This is a genomic window from Nostoc sp. C052 (genome assembly GCF_013393905.1).
Taxonomy (GTDB): Bacteria; Cyanobacteriota; Cyanobacteriia; order Cyanobacteriales; family Nostocaceae; genus Nostoc.
Genome location: NZ_CP040272.1, coordinates 7,716,067 through 7,735,822, shown reverse-complemented (window position 1 = coordinate 7,735,822; position 19,756 = coordinate 7,716,067). Strand labels below are relative to the sequence as shown.

The 19,756-nt window shown below is 42.4% G+C and carries 10 protein-coding genes; 7 read left to right on the top strand and 3 right to left on the bottom strand.

Going from position 1 to position 19,756, the window contains the following annotated elements; translation table 11 throughout:
- Window positions 1-369 precede the first annotated feature (369 nt).
- Entirely contained in the window at window positions 370-3,681 is a 3,312-nt protein-coding gene (dpdE, locus tag FD723_RS31785) for a protein DpdE (protein WP_179068895.1), read from the top strand.
- A gap of 258 nt (window positions 3,682-3,939) precedes the next feature.
- Here the strand turns inward: dpdE and FD723_RS31780 are convergent, their stop codons facing one another.
- Entirely contained in the window at window positions 3,940-5,673 is a 1,734-nt protein-coding gene (locus tag FD723_RS31780; protein WP_179069354.1) for a R3H domain-containing nucleic acid-binding protein, read from the bottom strand.
- Window positions 5,674-5,756: 83 nt separating this feature from the next.
- The gene (ldpA, locus tag FD723_RS31775) at window positions 5,757-6,917 is read right to left on the bottom strand and encodes a circadian clock protein LdpA (protein ID WP_179068894.1); all 1,161 of its coding nucleotides are present in this window, start codon (window positions 6,915-6,917) and stop codon (window positions 5,757-5,759) included.
- A 122-nt stretch (window positions 6,918-7,039) separates the two neighbouring features.
- On the opposite strand from ldpA, the gene FD723_RS31770 reads away from it, so the two are divergent.
- The 4 genes from FD723_RS31770 to FD723_RS31755 all read left to right on the top strand — a co-directional run bounded on the left by FD723_RS31770 (window position 7,040) and on the right by FD723_RS31755 (window position 15,284).
- Window positions 7,040-11,770, top strand: a complete 4,731-nt coding sequence (locus tag FD723_RS31770; protein WP_179068893.1) for a PAS domain S-box protein — start codon at window positions 7,040-7,042, stop codon at window positions 11,768-11,770.
- Window positions 11,771-11,772: 2 nt separating this feature from the next.
- Window positions 11,773-13,392 carry an ATP-binding protein gene (locus tag FD723_RS31765; protein WP_179068892.1) on the top strand — a complete coding sequence of 540 codons (1,620 nt, stop codon included), beginning with the start codon at window positions 11,773-11,775 and terminating at the stop codon, window positions 13,390-13,392.
- Between the two features lie 151 nt (window positions 13,393-13,543).
- Window positions 13,544-13,903: a VOC family protein gene (locus tag FD723_RS31760; protein WP_179068891.1), complete on the top strand. Its 360-nt coding sequence runs from the start codon at window positions 13,544-13,546 to the stop codon at window positions 13,901-13,903.
- 73 nt (window positions 13,904-13,976) lie between these two features.
- Complete coding sequence (locus FD723_RS31755) at window positions 13,977-15,284, top strand: recombinase family protein (protein ID WP_179068890.1); 1,308 nt, start codon at window positions 13,977-13,979, stop codon at window positions 15,282-15,284.
- Between the two features lie 185 nt (window positions 15,285-15,469).
- On the opposite strand, the gene FD723_RS31750 is transcribed toward FD723_RS31755, so the two are convergent.
- On the bottom strand, window positions 15,470-16,630 hold the full coding sequence (locus FD723_RS31750) for a hypothetical protein (RefSeq protein WP_179068889.1): 1,161 nt from the start codon (window positions 16,628-16,630) through the stop codon (window positions 15,470-15,472).
- Window positions 16,631-17,531: 901 nt separating this feature from the next.
- Here FD723_RS31750 and FD723_RS31745 point away from each other — a divergent pair.
- Window positions 17,532-19,151 carry a glycosyltransferase family 39 protein gene (locus FD723_RS31745; RefSeq protein ID WP_179068888.1) on the top strand — a complete coding sequence of 540 codons (1,620 nt, stop codon included), beginning with the start codon at window positions 17,532-17,534 and terminating at the stop codon, window positions 19,149-19,151.
- Between the two features lie 223 nt (window positions 19,152-19,374).
- Entirely contained in the window at window positions 19,375-19,629 is a 255-nt protein-coding gene (locus FD723_RS31740; RefSeq protein ID WP_179068887.1) for a hypothetical protein, read from the top strand.
- Window positions 19,630-19,756 lie beyond the last annotated feature (127 nt).

Below are 19,756 nucleotides of genomic sequence, written 5' to 3'. Positions count from 1 at the left end.
TTTAAATGCCCTTTTTAAACGCAGAGGAACACAGAGGTAAACGCAGAGGTACGCAGAGTTTTGCTAAAGTTGATTCGCGATGAATTAATGAAATGTTGTACTTGGTTGCGAATTGATATGCCGATCTTGAAGGTTGCTGAGTCGAACAAGGGGAAGATGAATTTATACTTAAAAATCAGCAATTTTAGGTAAAAATACAAATTTGCTGAGTTCGAGTCAGTATTTGTATCTTCGTAAAAGCATCGCGATCGCCATAACAAAAACTGTAATGCCAGTTTATTATCTATAATGTTGATCGACAAAACTACCAGATATAGGCTCAAAAACTAGTCTGGAAGGTTCTTTTAGTGTGTTCAGGGGACTGGATCTATGATTAAGCTTGGTTTATTGGTACAGTCCCAGAATAACTCTTTGGGTATCGGAAAAGTTACGGAAATATCTGATACTAATGCGATCGTTGAGTATTTCTGCTCTATAGGGCAACGTCTCCAAAAAACGTTACCTTTAAGTTCGCTCTCTGAAGTCCAGCTTGAACCCCAAGCTAGATGCTACATCAAGTTCCCAACCCAGGAAAAATGGATCGTTGGCAGAGTTTTCATCTGGGATGAAGATGAAGAAAGGTATCAAATAGATTTACCAGATAAGAAAACGGCGATCGCTTCTGTTGAAGACATTTACGTTCGCTGCAATTTACCCAACACAAATCCCATCGAAACTCTAGCGATGAAGGGTCACGAAACCCCCTACTTCCATGACAAAAGATTGGCTTTCGTGAAATCTTTGATTCAGCAACGCGCTGTGAGTCGGGGGATGACAGGACTAATTTCGGCAAATATCAATCTTTATCCTCACCAAGTTGAAGTAGTTAGGCGGGTACTAGAAGACCCAATTCAACGCTACTTGTTAGCAGACGAGGTGGGACTCGGAAAAACCATCGAAGCAGGTGCGATTCTCCGTCAATTCCTTCTGGATGAGCCGAAAAGAGGTGCGGTAGTGATAGTTCCGCAATATTTGCTCAAACAATGGCGGACTGAGTTAGAAAACAAGTTTTACATCTCCCATTTTGGCAAACGGGTAGCGGTACTGGCGGTTGAAGACATCCATAAAATCAACCTGAAAGCGAAGATAGGCTGCTTAATTTTAGATGAAGCTCATCATATTGCAGCAATGGCGACCTCTAAGGATGCAGCAGTTCGCCAGCGTTTTCAGACTTGCAAAGAACTTGCTCATAAAAGCGATCGCTTACTTTTATTATCTGCAACTCCGGTTCTGAATCATGAGCAAGATTTTTTAGCCATGTTGCACTTGCTTGACCCAACAACCTATAAACTGGGTGATTTAGCAGGTTTCCGTACCAAAGTTGAAAGCCGTCAGCAAATTGGTAAAGTTCTGCTTTCTTTTAAAGAAGATGCAGAACCAGAGGTTCTCAAAAGCAACTTGCAGCAACTACGAGACCTCTTCGCTGAAGATAAGTATTTGCTGAAGCTAGCAGATGATTTAGAAAATTGTTTACAAGCAAATTCTACTGAGCAAGAGCAAATCGTCCAAGCGATTCGCGTCCATGTCAGCGATACCTATCGACTACACCGGCGAATGCTTCGCAACCGTCGCGCGGCGGTGGAAGATGTGATATTTGACCGCAACTTCACGCCCAAAGAAGAGTATGATTTAGACGAGCGATCGCTTGATATCCACGAACTCCTCAATCAATGGCGGAGTGTTGCCCCTCAAGAAAAGCAATATCAGCGAATTTTTCTGCTGTTATTTCTCGCTGCTGGCACTTGGTTAGGCATTTTAGAGCAGGTAATTACCGCCCGGTTAACTGCTAAACCTCATGCTAAACTCATCCAAGAGTTTAAAGAAGATGATATTCGCATCTTAACTACAACCCCAAAATTCTCAGGGGAAGAAGAAATTCTGCAATCCTTACTAAAAATTATTCGTCAACCTCAAGAGGACGGACAACGGACGGAAAATTTAAAAACAGTACTGCTGAATCAGCTAGGTACTTACTTCAAAATCCCTGCAAACGTTCGCAAGAATCAAAACGAATTCATCACCAGAATCCAGCAGAGAATCAAAAGACCAATTACTGGCGATATTCTGCCCAAATTTGTTGTATTTACCAGTTTTGTGCAAACTTGTGGCGAAATTGTCCGGTATTTATCTGATACCTTTGGTGCAGAGACAGTAGCCAGCCATCAATTTGGAGAATCACCAGACAAGGTTGAGGAAGGCTTAAATAGGTTTAAGAATAACCCAAACTGCTTTATTCTAGTATGCGATCGCTCTGGAGAAGAAGGGCGTAACCTCCAGTTTGCCGATTGGTTAATTCATTTTGACCTACCTTGGTCGCCTAATCAATTAGAGCAGAGAATTGGCAGACTTGACCGCATTGGCAGCAAAATTGGCATTCAATCTAGTGCCTTGATTGGCCCTTATTTGGAAGATAGCTCCCACAATGCTTGGTATAAAGTCTTAAAGGATGGATTTGGTATTTTCCAACAATCAATCGCCAGTCTGCAATTTTATGTGGATGAGAAACTTGCAGAATTAGAAACAGTTTTATTTCAATCAGGTGCGGCTGGATTGTTAGAGATGGTTTCACCAATTCAAGCGCAAATTGCAGCGGAAATAGTCAAAATTAGCGAACAAAATACTCTCGATGAAATTGACGCTAATGATGAAATTGCAACCCAGTATTTTCAAGATTTAGATAATTACGATGCTTGCCATTTAGAAATTAAGCGAGCAATTGAAGGCTGGATTTGTGACGCGCTGGGATTCAGGGGAATGAATAACCCAGATTCATCAGATATGCGACGTTATCAACCAACAACGCGTACCTTAGTTCCCATAAATGAGTTAAAAAATCGCTTTGCTGAGAGTTATCTAGACCAATTTGGTACTTATAATCGTAGAGTAGCAAACCAGAATGCTGGTATTAAGCTCTTTCGAGTTGGCGAAGGATTTGTTGAAGCACTCTTGAATTATATAAACTGGGATGACCGAGGTGAAGCCTTTGCAATGTGGCGCACTGATACATCTTGGGATGCTAAAGAAGGAAAAGAGTGGTTCGGTTTCCAATGCAATTATGTAGTCGAGACAAATTTAAAAAATGTCAAACAAGTTTTAATCGATTACAAACTAGATAATTCTCAATTCAAAAACTTGCAGAGACGCGTTGATGCTTTATTTCCACCAATTATAGAAACTATCTATGTTGATGGTCGCAAAGAGCCAATACGCGTTGTTGAAGATAAAGCACTCTTAAGTATCCTGCAACGTCCATATAAAGATAAAAACAATAATCAAGGACGAGATTACAATCTAGCAAAAGAGCGCTTAGGAATTATTGACGATTTTGTTGACCCTAGTAAATGGCAAAATTTCTGCTATCAAGTGCGTAACACTTCTTCAGAATTACTTGCCAATCGTCCCGATTTTATTGAATTATGCCAAAGTTGTGCTAACGTTGCCGAAAAGAAATTAAGCAATCGAGTAGAACAATTACGCCTGCGTCTGAACCAGCAAAATTGGGATCAGGCACTAGCTGAAGAAGTGAAGATAGAAACCGCTTTAAATGCAGCAATTCTAGAGGGAATTCGTCAGCCACTACTCAGGCTTGATTCCGTAGGTTTCATTATTGTATCGGGGCGATCGCTTGTACAATTTGAGTAATATTATGTGCGATTAAATAGCCTTACTTTGTCGCTCCTCTGCGTTTACCTCTGTGTTCCTCTGCGTTTAAATTTAGGAGTATGCGGTTCGTTTCCTAACCCCTCTTTGCACTGCGAAGAGGGGTTAAGGGTCAATACTTGTCGGTTAAGGGGAAAAGGGAAAGGGGAAAGAAAAAAACCTTTACCCTTTAACCTTTTCTCAAAACCCAATTCCGAGTTAAAAATGCAAAACCTACGCAGTATTGGGTTAGGGGTAAAGTTACGCCGGATAAATCCGCAATCTTCTATTTGGTTCTTCACCAAAACTATGCGACTTGAGGCGATAATGTTCTACCAACTCATGTTGCATTTTGCGGACTTGCGGGGAACGCGGCAATAACTCCACTGGCTGTCCTTTTGGAATCACAATTTGCTCAACAGCAAGTCTAGCTTCTTCCAAGGCATCCATCTCATCATCGCTACCATTGTGCAAAAACAGTTGCAGTTCTAGATCATCGGCCATTTCTGGATCGTCGATGTTCAGCAACCGCCGCAAACCACGGGTAATTTGGGGAATGGTGCTGGACTTGATCATGTGGATGGGTACATGACGCGCTTTGGCCATTTGGCGTAATTTGGCGTGGTTTTTGACGTGCGATCGCAGTGCTAAAATTGCATCAGCACTATCTATATCTTTTGTCAATACCACGGGCAAAGTTAGCACGCTAATCACCTGCTCCAATTGGTGACGGCTAACGCCATAAGGGTAAACGTGCAATGGCAAATCTTCACCATTGGGCCCTGGGTGTCTAGTAGCAGCATCCAAATCAATGCTTTCAGAATAATTGAAGGATTCATCCAGCAAACGGTCAAACTCACTGCGCCCAGTTACCCGCTCTACAGGCAATTGTGGCAGTGCTACCATTTGTCCAGACGAACGCCAACCATTAGAGGGTCGTGCTGGCGGGAAAGATTCTTCCACTGTCCCTAGCTGGCCACCGCGACCATTGACAACAGCTAGCTGGCGGGTAACACCAATTTTGCCCTGGTCATCAACGGTTCTCGTTTGTGGAGTCGGCTGACGACCCCGCAACAGATTATCTACGGTGTCAGCAACACTTTCGTGTACTGTCCAGCGTTGGCGTTCCAACATTTCCACAGCAATTTCAAAGGTAGGCGGGGCTTTCCGCTCCAAAACAGTCTTTTGAGAGCCTCGCCGTCTAGCTTCATCGTCTCCCAGCGTCACAGCTTGGATACCCCCAACTAAATCAGCCAGGGTGGGGTTTTTAATCAGATTTTCGATCTGATTCCCGTGAGCAGTACCTACCAACTGTACACCTCGTTCCGCAATGGTACGAGCCGCTAAAGCTTCCAGTTCCGTGCCAATTTCATCAATGACAATGACTTCTGGCATGTGGTTTTCCACTGCCTCAATCATCACCTGATGCTGTTGATTTGGATGAGCTACCTGCATCCGCCGAGCGCGACCAATGGCGGGGTGAGCAACATCACCATCCCCAGCGATTTCGTTGGAGGTGTCAATAATTACCACTCGCTTATTTAGATCGTCTGCCAAAACACGGGCGATTTCCCGTAAGGCGGTAGTTTTGCCCACGCCTGGACGCCCCAGCATGAGAATCGATTTACCAGTTTCTACCAAATCGCGGATCATGCCAATGGTTCCGAATATCGCCCGACCAACGCGACAGGTTAAGCCAATAATCTTACCCGTGCGGTTGCGGATGGCACTGATCCGATGCAAAGTTTGCTCAATTCCTGCCCGATTATCTCCGCCAAAGGTTCCGACTCGTTGAATGCAATCATCTATCTGTTCTTGAGTAACGGGTACTTCGCTCAAATACTCAGCTTGATTAGGAAAGCGAGCCTCTGGGCGACGACCCAAATCCAAGACTACTTCTACTAAACTATCTCGTTTGGGATGACTCTCTAGTACTTGTCGCAGGTCTTGGGGCAAAATGTCTAATAACTTTTGGAGATCGTCTGTAATCGTCATGCTTTCTATGGTGACGTTTTTAGAGATAGCGAGGACGTTTGCGTGCAGGAGTACCCGCCCTGGGTATTTTTCCCAACGAGCAATTAATGCTCCTGCTGTGACTTGATCTGGGAAACGAGAGAATGGGCAAGTTCTACAGCTTGCCAAAGTAATACCTCATCTTCTTCTAGGCGAAGATTCGCCTTCACATTAGTGTTACTTACCTCCTTATTCTCTAACTGTTCGAGAATTGGTGACAGCAGTACACGGGCATAGCTACCGTAGGCGACTCCAGAAATGGAGGAGAGGGGGCAGGGAGCAGGGAGCAGGGGGGAAAACTTTTCTCCTCTGCCCCCTGTCCCCTGCCCCTCTGCCTCTTTTAGCAGTCCCATTGCCTTTAACTTAGCAACGGTATAGCTATTTGTGCCGCCTGCTAACTGCACATATCCCGGTAACTTAGCTGCCAAAACTTTTTGTCCTAATTTCACCGCGGCTATTGTGGTGCCATCGCCAATATCACCACTCATAGAACGACCATCAGTTTGCCAAATTAAAGCACTCTTGAGTGGGGCAATCAGGTCATAGATAGCTCTTAGGTAGTCAGTCATGCCCTCGCCATCGGGACAACTGATAGCTAGTAACTTTAGTTGATCGGCCCACGGTGAAATTGCTTGCCATAATTGTTCAAATTCTGCCAACCGCCCAACTTTTGTATGGATTTCTACGGCATCTACTCCCGTTGACATTACCAATGGCGCGATCGCTCCCGGCGTTGACATGTATGAATTTGTATAAATTATATCATAAGGACAAATTGGTATACAACGACCACAGCCGTAACATTTTTCGGATACTACTCCCGAAAAGTCTTCTTTTGTACTGTTAAATACAATTGCTTGTGCTGGACAAATCCGTTCACATGGTCTAAGACAGTTTGTAGGACACTCAGTAGGATTAAATTCTGCTTTGCGAAAATGGGGGTCTTCTCCATCATTGAGGCTGACCATCAAAAAGGGTGAGTTGCCTTTGTAGTCGAAGCCTCGCTTTTGGGCATCTTTAGCCAGAGATTTGGCTACAAGTAGCCCTGCTTGCGCTGCTGCAATCACCGCTGGATCAGCTGCAACATCTATGCAGTCAGCGCCAGCCAAAGTATAGGCTAACGTTAAACTTCTGACTGCCGGCAAATGCTGGAAGCTGGCTCCGCAGATCAGCTTGAACCAGTCACCTCGTTTGAGAGATTGTAAAGGGGCGAACAGATCAGTCACACTTCTATTATGCGTTTATGCGAATAAAAATAGTAGTCTGTAAATCAAGAAAAAGTCTGGATTTTCTGATTTTGGGGATTTGGGGATGGTGGGGCCCCCTCTGGGGATAAGGGGTAACATAGATGACAACTGTATTTTTTGTGGAAGACTCTGCTGAAGACAGAGTTGTATATCGACGCTTCCTGGAGCGAGATGAGCAGTACAGCTACGATATTTACGAATTTGAGTTTGGCAAGAAGGCACTGCAAGGCTGCCAAGAGAAAACACCAGATGTAATTCTATTAGACTACAGATTGCCAGATATAGATGGGTTGGAATTTCTCAATCAGCTACAACGGCAAACCCAAGTTAGCCAGATATCTGTGATTATGTTAACTGGGCAGGGGGACGAAATAATCGCAGTCCAAGCGATCAAGAGTGGGGCGCAAGATTATCTAGTCAAGGGAAAATTGACCCCTGATAATTTACGTCGAGCTGTTCATGGGGCGATCAAGCATCAGCAGCTAATGCAGCAGCTAAAACAACAACAGGAACAACAAAAGTTAGTAGGAGCGATCGCTCTTGATATTCGCCAATCCTTGAATCTTCAAGATATCCTCGCCACGAGTGTTCAAGAAGTCCGCCAGTTACTAAGTGCCGATCGGGTACTGATATATCAATTTACGCCTCAAATGCAGGGTAATGTCGTTGCGGAGTCGGTATTATCCCAATGGACACCAATCTTAGGACTGGAGATTGAAGATACCTGTTTTCAGGAAAATCAGGGGGAAGAATATCGCCAGGGGAAAATTTGGGCAGCGACGAACGTCTACGAAGCGGGTTTAAGTGATTGCCATATTAATCTTTTAGAACGGTTTCAGGTGAAGGCAAATTTAGTTGCTCCCATTTTGTTAGAGAACAAGGAAAGTCAAGCAATTGAACTTTGGGGGCTATTTATCGTGCATCAATGTTCTGCCCCGCGACAATGGCAGACATTTGAGGTGGAATTACTCAAGCAATTGACGGTGCAATTAGCGATCGCTATCCAACAAGCCCAACTTTACCAAAACCTCCAAACCCTCAATACCGAGTTAGAAGCTAAAGTACAGGAGCGCACTGCCAAATTGCATCAAGGTGAGCGCCGTTTTTGCGCCATCTTCAATAACACTTTCCAGTTTACAGGACTGCTAACGCCAGATGGCATCTTACTAGAGGCAAATCAGACGGCGCTAAGTTTTGGCGGACTGAAATTGGAAGATGTGATCGATCGCCCTTTTTGGGAGGCACACTGGTGGACAATTTCACCGCAAACTCAAGAAAAATTACAACAAGCGATCGCTCATGCAGCTCAAGGAGAGTTTGTCCGCTATGAAGTGGATGTTCTCGGCGCAAATAACCGAGTCGCAACGATCGATTTTTCCCTGCGTCCGCTTCTAGACGAGACAGGTCAAGTTATTTTGTTGATTCCAGAAGGGCGAGATATCACTGAACAACAAATTGCGCTGCGCGATCGGCAAAAAACTGAGGAAAAACTCCGACAAAGTGAAGCACTGCTAGCCACTACTCAACAAATCGCCCATGTAGGCAGTTGGGAATTGAATTTAACAACGAAAAAGCGCTCTTGGTCAATGGAAACCTTTCGCATCTCTGGTCTAAACCCCACTCAATGCGAACCCGACCAAGGGGAATTTCTCGAAATAATTCATCCAGACGATCGCGCCCTAATCAAGGCCCAACTCGAAAAGACGATCACCCAAATAACCCCTTTCAATCTTGAGTATCGAATTATCCGACCTGATGGTTCAGTGCGCTACGTTGAGTCGAAAGCAGAAATCGCCTATGACGATCAAGGGCAGCCAGTTAAGCTATTGGGAGCGGTTATAGATATTACAGAACGAAAACAAACTGAATTAGAAATTATTCGTAGTCGTGACCTGCTAGAAGCTATTTATAATGAATCCGCTGATGCACTTTTTTTGGTAGATGTCGAAACATTACTGATCGCTGACTGTAACGATCGAGCAGTGAAGCTATTTGCAGCCTCTAGTAAAGCTGAATTAATTAACATTAAAGGCAACACTCTACAAAAACAACCGTTTACTTCCGATGAGATTGCCTCCTTTATGGAAGAAATTAACCAGCAAGGGTTTTGGAGTCGGGAAGTTGAATACATTACTAAGCAGGGCAAAACCTTTTGGGGAAACATCGCAGCCAAACAAATTAGAGTTGCTGGTACTGTGATGCAATTGGTACGAATCACGGATATTACTGCACGGAAACATGGTGAAGAAGAACACCGACGGGCAGAAATAGCTCTTCGAGAAAGCGAGGAACGACTACAATTAGCCCTTGAGGCTTCTGGGGATGGTTTGTGGGACTGGAACATTCTCACTGGAGAGGTGTATTACAGCCCGCGCTATTTAGAAATGCTTGGATACAGCTTTGATGAACTCCCACATGATTTTAGTACTTGGGAGCGATTAATTCATCCAGAGGATTTACCTTGGGTTGAGAAAATTTTGGCAGATCACCTCAAGGACAGTTCAGTACCCTACAAATTTGACTATCGACTTCAAACTAAGTCGGGTGAATACAAATGGATTGCTGACTACGGCAAAGTTGTCATGCGAGATGGACAGGGGAACCCTCTGCGAATGACTGGTACTCATCGGGATATCAGCGATGTTTACGATGAGCTTAACTTACGCAAACAAGCCGAAGCAGCCTTAGCCAAAAGTGAAGAACAACTGAGGCTAACGCTGGAATTTAACCACATCGGTATCTGGGATTGGAATCTTCAAACAGGTAAAGTTCTATGGAACGATAATGGTTATCGATTGTTAGGCTTAGAGCCAGAAATATCACTAGCTAGTTATCAGCTATGGCGCAATTCTGTTCATCCAGAGGATATTGACCAAATTGAACAGGCTGTATCAAATGCACTGGCGCAACATACCAATTTTCAAGGTGAATATCGAGTGATTTATCCTAATGGCAGTGTTCACTGGCTTATAGGGAAAGGGCGTGGCGTTTACAACGAAGCAGGTGAACCCATACGGATGTTAGGTGTAATTATTGATAATAGTGAACGCAAGGAAGCAGAAGCAGCCCTGCAAGAGAGTGAAGCCAGGTTCCAGGCATTTATGAATAACAGCCCAGTGTTAGCTTGGATAACTGATACAGATGGACGTGTACTTTATTTAAACGAAACATACCTGCGGACATTTAACTTACTACCCGAACAGGTAATTGGGCAATCGATTTTTGATCTTTATCCCGCGGAAATTGCTCGGCAACATTTCGATCACATTCAGACAGTCTCACAGACAAATCAGGTACTTGAGGTGCTTGAAGTTGCTCCCCGTCAAGACGGTACTCTTGGAGAGTTCTTGGTATACAAGTTTCCGATTTTGGGATTGTCTGCACAAAAACTAGTGGGTAGAGTGGCGATTGACATCACAGAACGTAAGATTTTGGAGCGAGAACTGGCTCGCAAACAAAAGTTATTGGATACCTTTATCAATAATGCACCCGTTGGTATATCCATTCTGGATTGGGAACTGCGTTATTCATTCATTAATGAAGCATTAGCAGAAATGAATGGCATTCCCGCAGCAGCACATATTGGCAAGACACAGTGGGAAATTATCCCTAATTTGACATCCAAATTGGAGCAAGTCTTTCAACATGTCTTGACAACGGCTGAACCGATTCTGGATTTGGAAATCAGTGGAGAAACCCCAAAACTTCCAGGTGTAATCAGGACTTGGCTAGCTTCTTATTTTCCTATTCAGTCTGAAGCCGATGAACCCTTTAGCATAGGCGTTGTGGTAGTTGAAATTAGCGATCGCAAACGGGCTGAACAAATGTTAGAGTTGCAAGCAGTTATCACCCGCAACATGGCAGAAGGAATTTGCCTAGTTCGTGCCACAGATGGTGTGTTTGTTTATGCCAATCCTAAATTCGAGCAAATGTTTGGCTATGAACCTGGTGAATTAATCGGTCAGCATGTGTCTATTGTCAACTACGGTGACGAAAATAATACACCTGAAGATGTTAATCAGGCTATTAGAACTGCTATTTTGCAACACGGTGAAGCAACCTATGAAGTCCATAATCTTAAAAAAGATGGCACTCCATTCTGGTGTAGCGCTACCGCTTCCATTTTTGAACATCCTGAGTATGGAAGCGTGCTTGTAGCTATCCAACAAGATATCACCGAGCAAAAGCAAGCGGAGGAAAAAATCAAAGCCTCTCTGAAAGAAAAGGAGGTATTACTCAAAGAAATTCATCATCGCGTGAAGAATAATTTAGGAATTGTTAGCAGTTTGCTGCAAATGCAGTGCAGACGTACACAAGATTCTGTAGTGACAGCTATTTTACGCGATAGCCAAAACCGTATCGCCTCCATTGCTCTAGTTCATGAAAAACTATACCGCTCTCAAGACCTCGCTGATATTGATTTTGCTCAATACATTCCAGATTTAACAACTCATTTATTTGATTCCTATAACGTCAGTTCCAGCAAAATCAAACTAAAAATTCAAGTTGATAATGCTAGCCTCGATATCGAAACCGCTATTCCTTGTGGCTTGATTATCAATGAACTAGTTTCCAATGCTTTAAAATACGCTTTTATTGGTAATCGTGGAGGCGAAATCCAGGTCAAATTTTTTCAACAATCAGACCGCACTTCGACACTTATTATTAGAGATGATGGTGTTGGTTTACCTGAAAACTTTGATAGCAAGAAAGCTAAAACACTCGGTATAACCCTTGTCCAAGGTTTAGTCAAGCAGCTAAGGGGAAAGCTCGAAATTGACTCTCAGCAAGGAACGCAGTTTAAAATCACTTTTACAAACAACCGGACGTAAACATGATTGATATCCCATCAAACACGCAGACAAAGGAAACAATTAGAGTCCTTGTTGTTGAAGATGAGTATATTCTCGCGATTAATTTGCAAGAAATTTTAGAGTCTCTGGGATATGTTGTTTTAGATATAGCTGATTCTGCCGAAGGTGCAATTGCAAAAGCAACTGAGTTACGACCAAACTTGGTTTTGATGGATATCAGATTACGGGGTGAAATGGACGGCATTCAGGCCGCAGAACAAATTTGGCGTAATTTGCAAATTCCGGTTATCTACGTCACAGGCCACTCCGACCAGAGTACTGTGAAACGGGCAACTCTGACATCCCCCTTTGGGTATATTCTCAAACCCATCAAGGAGCAAGAACTTTACGTTGCCATTCAAACAGCTCTTAATCATTACGAACGCGAGCAATTTTTGAGTTCTGTGCTTCGAGAAATGGGTGATGGGGTGATTGTAGTCGATACTGAATTAGATGTTAAGTACATCAATCCGATAGCTGAAGCCCTGACAGGGTGGCGATGGAATGAAGCGAAGGACAAAATGTTAACTGAAGTTATCCAACTTATTGACGAACAAACCCAGCTTTCGGTAGAAAATCCAATTCTTGCAGCCCTCGAACAAGAAACTATTATCCATCTAGCTAGTGGCGTTTTACTCGTTGCCAAAGACGGAACAGTTACACCTGTAGCTGACAGCGCTACTCCCCTGAGAAATAGCAGTGGTGTAATTACAGGAGCCGTATTGGTTTTTCGGGATGATACGCAACGACGACTAACTGAAGAACGCAATCTCGCTGCTGAACGTGCTAGACAACTGGAAATTCAAGTGGCAGAACTTCAACGGCTGAACCAGTTGAAAGAAGATTTTCTGGCAACCACTTCTCATGAAATGCGAACACCCTTGTCAAATATCAAAATGACAATCTCTGTGTTAGAAAATCTTCTGGAACAGCTGGGTGTTTTAAATTTAAACGCACTTTCTCCATCTGAATCTGTAGCCCGCTACTTAACTATCCTGCGCGATCAGTGCGAACGAGAGCTAGATTTAGTAGACAATTTATTGCACATGCGAATGATTGATGCAAATGTCTATCCATTAGAATTAACTTCAATTCAACTCCAAAACTGGCTGCCTCACGTTGCCGAATATTTTCAAGAACGTGCCCAAGCTAGGCAACAGTCTTTTCAAGTGAATGTTTCTCCAAATTTACCACCTTTAGTTTCAGATTTGGCTAGCCTGACCGAAATTGTCTCAGAGTTACTCAACAATGCTTGTAAATACACTCCGCCCGATGAAGAGATTACAGTAGATGTTCAGGTAATTGACACTGTAAAAAGTCTCATCAATGAGGATATTGAATCTGTTATATTAGACAATCTTCAAGTTCCTTACTTTCAAATTACAATTAGCAATTCTGGGGCGATCATCCCCAAACAAGAACAATCTCGAATCTTTGAGGCGTTTTACCGAATTCCTCAAAGCGATCGCTGGCAACAAAGCGGCACAGGATTAGGGTTAGCATTAGTTAAGAAGTTAGTTGAATATCTCCAAGGTACGATTAAAGTTACCAGTTCTCAGGGCTGGACAAGGTTTACAGTTCAGCTGCCATTGAGTTTGTAATTCCATTGGGTATGGGGCATTGGGCATTGGGTATTGGGCATTGGGCGCAAAAGGCAGAAGTTCTTTAATTTTGAATTGATTTCTCGCCCACTCCTTAAAATAATGCAAACTAAGTCAAAATTTAAATAAATGCGATCGCATCTTACCGACAATGCAGATTAACCAAAGTCTCCATACAGCAATTCTTGTGACTGACTTAGAACGCTCCGAGCAATTTTATGGCAAAGTATTGGGATTATCCAAAATAGATCGTTCCCTAAACTACCCTGGCGTATGGTATCAAATCGGCAACTACCAACTTCACCTGATAGTTGCAACTGTTGTCCCCACAAAAAACCCAAACGAAAAATGGGGGCGCAATCCCCACATTGCTTTCTCCGTTGCTGATTTAGACACCGCCAAACAGGAATTACTCAATCATAATTATCCCATTCAAGCCAGCGCCTCTGGTCGCCCTGCCCTTTTCACTCAAGATCCCGATGGAAATATTATCGAGTTGAGTCAGCAGTGAAGAGAAGTCAATTAAAAATTAAAAATTAAAAATTAAAGAACTTCTGCCTTTTGTGACAAATGACAAATGACTAATGAAAATCATTGCCTACTCTTACACCGATCCGCTATTAGAATCTTCTCCCGATCAAGCCGATTGGGGATGGGAGGTGGATCGGGTTTATGAAGATTTGGGCAAGCCAGACTCTTCTGGAAGGTCGCAATTACAACAATTATTCACAGATTGCGAAACTGAACCAGCAGATTATCTCCTGATCCGTCGGTTGGAAGAATTGGGGGATACTGTAGAAGAAATTAGCGATCGCTTAAATCAACTCGAAGTCATGGGAATAGCTGTAATTGCTACCGAACAGCCCTACACTTCCGAAAATTACCCTCTGGGCGCTGATTTGCTGAATCTGCTACACGCAATCCAACGTCAGCAACGTAGTCGTCGCATCCGTCAAGGACACGCCCGTAATCGTCTTGAGGTTGCACCACCACCCGGCAAAGTTCCCTACGGCTATCGCAGAGGTAAAGGGAAATATACCATTGACCGCAGTACTTCACCAGTAGTCAAAGATTTTTTTGAACATTTTTTACTTTATGGTTCCCTGCGGGGTTCAGTGCGTTATCTGGCGAAAAAATACGGCAAGAAAATCTCTGTCACCACCGGAAGACGGTGGCTAACTAATCCAGTCTATCGCGGCAATACAGCTTACCAAAATGGCGAAATTATCTCTAATACCCATATTGCGATCGTTTCTAAGGAAGAAGCTGCCCAAGTTGATCGACTTTTACGCCGTAACAGCCGTTTACCATCTCGAACTGCTAGTGCGCCTCGTTCTTTAGCTGGGTTAGTTGTCTGTGGTGAATGTCAGTCACATCTGACAATTACCCGTGTCACCCAACGCAACCAAGATAAAGAGTATCTTTATTTACGTTCTACTAGCTGCCCTCAAACCCCCAAGTGTAAGGCTATTCCTTATCAAGAAGTGTTGGAACATACCATTGAAACAGTTTGCCGTGATTTACCTCTGGCGGTAGCAGGGATGAATTTTCCCCAATTGGATGCATTCAAGAATAGTTTAGGACAAGCGATCGCTCGTCAACAAGAAATACTCGCTCAGTTACCCGCTTTAATTGAAACAGGAATTTTAGATGCCGAAACAGCAAAGTTAAGGGCTTACAAACTTCGCACAGAAATATCTGCACTCGAAGCAAAGTTGGCGACTCTCCCCCCGGTTAACTTGCGTTCTGTTGCTCAAGCTGTTTCCATACCACAATTTTGGTTAGATTTATCAGAAACAGAGCGACGATTTTACTTTCGAGAATTTATCAGGCAAATTGAGATTATTTTTCAGAATAAAGAATTAAGACTCCAAGTTATTTTTATTTTTTAAAGATTCTCGTTCCCAGTCGGAGACTGGGAATGCCCCTCATTGAGGCTCCGCCTACCTTACTCGCGGCAGCTGCCCAATGAACAGCATTTCTCGACTCTGGCTGGAAACGAGGTTTTAAAGGAATTTGGGCTTAAGTTGACACAAATGAGCAATGTTCTATACAACAGATGTGATTCAAATAAACACTATTTCTGAGACGGTTGATCCTTCGTATAAGCAGTAGGTTTTGGCCCTGCATTCCGTACATTGATCACTTTATTAAGGATATCAAACCAAAAAGGCGCACCCATTGCAATAGCTAAACCACTGATTATCCAACCGCAAATTAATCTAAAAACTTGCCAACTTCTAATTAATAAAACGTTTCCACTATTCTGCTCAAACTGTTGATTGATATTTTGCCATCCAATGGGTATAGAAGCATTTCCTAATAAGGTTTCAATTTCCTTCCTGCCTTCTAAATCTTTGATGTAATCGATTCGCTGAGTTGCACTTTGAGCAATCGTAGAGCGGATAACCGAATCCTGCGACAGCCTATTAACGAGGTGAAATGTATCAGTATTGGTTAATACAGCAATTGATATTCCAATTAAAATAGCAACACCTTTAGCATTACGCTTATAAACACCACTGGCTCGATCCATAGAGCGATCGAACCATGTTTCGACTTCATTTTTAAACTGATTCATTTCTTCTGTCAGATCGCCAATTTTTATTCTGCTACGTTGAGCGATCGCGGCAAGACTCTTGATTAAATTATCAGGTACATCATCAGATAAGTCTTCGTTAACAAATCTTTTAAAATCTTTATCAATATCTCCATAAACTTTTTTAATTGTTTTGTAACTTTCACTTTCTGGATTGTTAATGCCTGCTTTAAGTTCTTTGTAAGATGCTAATATGATGTGCAAATTATTTTTAGATTCTTCGTTAGTATTTTTCGCGTAATTAATTAACTGAGGAATTTTTAAGGTATCTAACAAAGTAATTGCAAATGTTTCAGAAGGAAGATAGGAAGGACCACTTTGTTTTTCTTCTAGTCTTTTATTGTCAATATTTTTAGCATTGTTCCGCAACTGTTCTACTTTTCTCTTAGCCTGTTGGTTCAAGGTATTAATTAAAGGATCGTTATAAAGAATCTCTACTAAATTTCTTGCCTTAGTAAAGTCTGATTCTTCCGTTTCACTACCACCTGCTAGAAGTAATTCAATTGAATTTTTTAAATGTTTAGCTCTCCATTGTAAAAATGTGGCAATCAATTCCTGTATTTCAGAAGCTAGTAAGCTCAAAATCAAGTAAATAAAAACTAAACCTAGAGTAATATCAATAACTACAGGTAAGTTCATGGATAGGCTCCCATAATTTTCTAGCTGCTTATTTTTGTAATTTAAGTACTTTCAGCGAATTGTATAACACAGATGTTAAAATTCAATATTCACTTAATTAAATTTAAAATACTAAGATATTTGCTTATGGTTACTTTGATAAGCGTACTAAATTTTTTTGAATATTCATACATCTGTGTTTTAGTAACTATATAAATTTTAAATTAGTTACGGTCAAAAAGATCCCCGAATTCTTGAAGAAGTAGGGGATCTGAGCCTCTAAATGTTCAGACACCAAATAAGATTTGGATACAATACGGTTCGGTTAAGGTTTTTTGATGAAATTGTAGAGTGCAAAGATCCGAGAAATCATTAGACATCTCCAGAAATTAAATATGCGTTACCCATAACCCTTGTAGAGACGTAGCAGTGCTACGTCTCTACGTTGTTTTCGGAGATGTCTATTGTAGAGACGGCGATTCATCGCGTCTCTTGTCTTAACCGAACAGTATTGGATTCGGATAAATGCTTATATCTTATTCTGAAGATTATTATCCCATCAGGACGTTATTGAAGCTTGTAACAATTATTTCTTGGTTTCTCGAATTTAATCAACTTAGAAATAAGCACATAAAAATTAAACTCAGGGTAAAATTAAAAATAGGATACAAGTTTATTTACTGACTAACAAACAGGTTGCAAATAATTTATTGACTGTATTATTTTTATCATTTATCTGCCAAAATGTTCTCTAAATAACCAATATAAATTTTTCAAAAAATAGGGCTAATTATAAAAAATTGAGTTAATCTTGGAAACTAGCAATTGTTAAGAACATACGTTGTTACTGGGTGGCAACATTGGAGATTCGCTAGATGTCTCTATGTAATCAAACCAGCAAGTAAAATGATTACCAGAGAATATGCAAGAAGGAAGCTTTATTTGGAGTCATCTGGAAAAACAGCATCGCACGGTTGGCAAATGGATTGATTGGGTATGGCTAATAGTGTTGCTGTTGGCAGCAGTGTTACTATTTAGCATCAATCTAGGAGGATTGCCGCTGCGAGATTGGGATGAAGGTACTGTGGCTCAGGTTGCTCGTGAAATTTGGCACGCACCAGCAGGTTCAATGCGTTGGCTTTATCCAACGCTGGGAGGTGAACCATATCATAACAAGCCGCCTTTGATGCATTTGTTAATTGCTTGGGCTTATTCTCTAGGAGGTGAAAATGAGTGGACAACGCGTCTACCTGGAGCAATTTTAACAGCGACATCTGTACCTTTACTGTATTGCATTGCTCGAGAGATATTTCGTCAGCGTTGGGCAGCGATTTATAGCGCTTTGATTTACCTAACAATGCTACCCGTGGTGCGTCATGGGCGGTTAGCAATGTTAGATGGAGCAATGGTAAGTTTTTTGATGGTGATGATGTTGTGCGTGTTGCGATCGCGCCGGGATTTACGTTATTGTCTTGGTGTTGGTGTTAGTTTCGGGTTGATTTGCCTGACTCAAGGATTGCTAGGCATATTACTCGGTGCGATCGCAATCATCTTTCTGTTTTGGGATACGCCACGACTGCTTACCTGTTACTATTTCTGGATCGCAATCTTAATTGGCATTCTGCCTGTAGCTGGTTGGTATAGTGCCCAACTAATTCATTATGGTTATACTTTTGCCCAAGTTGGCCTTGCAAACCCATCAATAGGCCGAGTTGGCTCATTTGTCGAAGCAAATCCTGAACCACCTTGGTACTATGTTATTGAGCTTCTTAAGTATACATGGCCGTGGTTATTATTCTTACCACAAACTATCCGCTTAACCTGGGAAAATCGCAACCTGAGTTGGGCAAAACTAGTAATGGCGTGGAGTGGTGTTTATCTGCTGGTAATTTCCTTCATGATTACCAAAGTTCCCTGGTATCTATTCCCGATTTACCCTAGTTTAGCCTTGGCTTTTGGTATCCAGTTATCAGATACCGAAAACTCGCCTTTACTCTCATCCTATCCCCGTGCTTGGGTTGCTGGTTTGGCAATACTTGCTGTCGTTGCTTCTGCTGGTAGTATTTATTTCAGTTCGGGTACGACACCCACAACAGACTTACAACTGATTTTTGCCGCAGTAGCCGTGACTATGACTTTAGCAGCCATTTTGGCAGAACGAGGCGACGGGCAATTTCTGAAAATTTTGTTCTGGGGAAGTTATGTTTCACTACTGCTGTTAATGAAATCTAACTACTGGGTTTGGGAATTATCTGAAGCCTATCCAGTGAAACCAGTCGCCGCGATGATTGTGCGAGCAAATCCAGCTACGAAGAAAATTTACACATCTTTTGCTTACCATCGCCCATCCCTGGACTATTATAGCGATCGCACCATTATTCCCGCTTCTGTTGGTGAACTGGAATATTATTGGCACTACAACGGACAACCCTACTTTCTACTTCATACGTCTGCTTTCAACAATCTTGAACTAGAGTCGATGAAGCTAATTGACCAAGCTGAAGGTTGGAAGTTAGTTACAAAAGATACTAATCGGCTATGAAGAAGAGGAAAGGGAACCAGTGAAAGCAAGTCTATAACTAGCTTTTAGATTGCCTCGTTCCCAGTCTCCGACTGGGAATGCTTGTCTTTGAGGCTCCGCCTCTCGAACTTGCGGCAGAGCCGCTCTTGAGTTGCATTTCCCGACCTGGCTGGAAACGAGGTTTTAAAGGAGCGCAACCCAACATATATATGGAGGGTACAAGACTAGTTGGATTGTCACCTTGATGGCATTCCCACAGATAGCACTCACTCAACGAAGGCAGGGAAGAGGCTTGAAGCCACCAGGCTTTAGCGTTATTCAATTCCTTGAAGGGGTGGTAGATGAGATGAATTCACCCACTGATAAGCAAGCAGCGCTGATTAAGCTGACGATGGAGGGCAAAGCTATGAGCTATCCTGACAGATACGACCAAGAGAATTTGCTTAACTTGCACAAGGCTAAGATGCACCTTGAAATGGCGATCGCATTATTAACCTAGTAAATCAGTTTAGAACAATAACACATTTAGTCCCCAGTATCCTAAGCTTAGGGATTTTTTTATGTTCCATATACCTAAAGTTGTTGGACTATTAGTCTAAGAACTTTAGGGATATAAGATAGAAAGA

Excerpts from the sequence above, each read along its gene's own strand:
- FD723_RS31755 (WP_179068890.1), top strand. The coding sequence starts at position 13,977 with ATGAAAATCATTGCCTACTCTTACACCGATCCGCTATTAGAATCTTCT.
- FD723_RS31765 (WP_179068892.1), top strand. The coding sequence starts at position 11,773 with ATGATTGATATCCCATCAAACACGCAGACAAAGGAAACAATTAGAGTC.
- FD723_RS31760 (WP_179068891.1), top strand. The coding sequence starts at position 13,544 with ATGCAGATTAACCAAAGTCTCCATACAGCAATTCTTGTGACTGACTTA.
- FD723_RS31780 (WP_179069354.1), bottom strand. The coding sequence starts at position 5,673 with ATGACGATTACAGACGATCTCCAAAAGTTATTAGACATTTTGCCCCAA.
- FD723_RS31745 (WP_179068888.1), top strand. The coding sequence starts at position 17,532 with ATGCAAGAAGGAAGCTTTATTTGGAGTCATCTGGAAAAACAGCATCGC.
- dpdE (WP_179068895.1), top strand. The coding sequence starts at position 370 with ATGATTAAGCTTGGTTTATTGGTACAGTCCCAGAATAACTCTTTGGGT.
- FD723_RS31770 (WP_179068893.1), top strand. The coding sequence starts at position 7,040 with ATGACAACTGTATTTTTTGTGGAAGACTCTGCTGAAGACAGAGTTGTA.
- FD723_RS31740 (WP_179068887.1), top strand. The coding sequence starts at position 19,375 with ATGGCATTCCCACAGATAGCACTCACTCAACGAAGGCAGGGAAGAGGC.
- FD723_RS31750 (WP_179068889.1), bottom strand. The coding sequence starts at position 16,630 with ATGAACTTACCTGTAGTTATTGATATTACTCTAGGTTTAGTTTTTATT.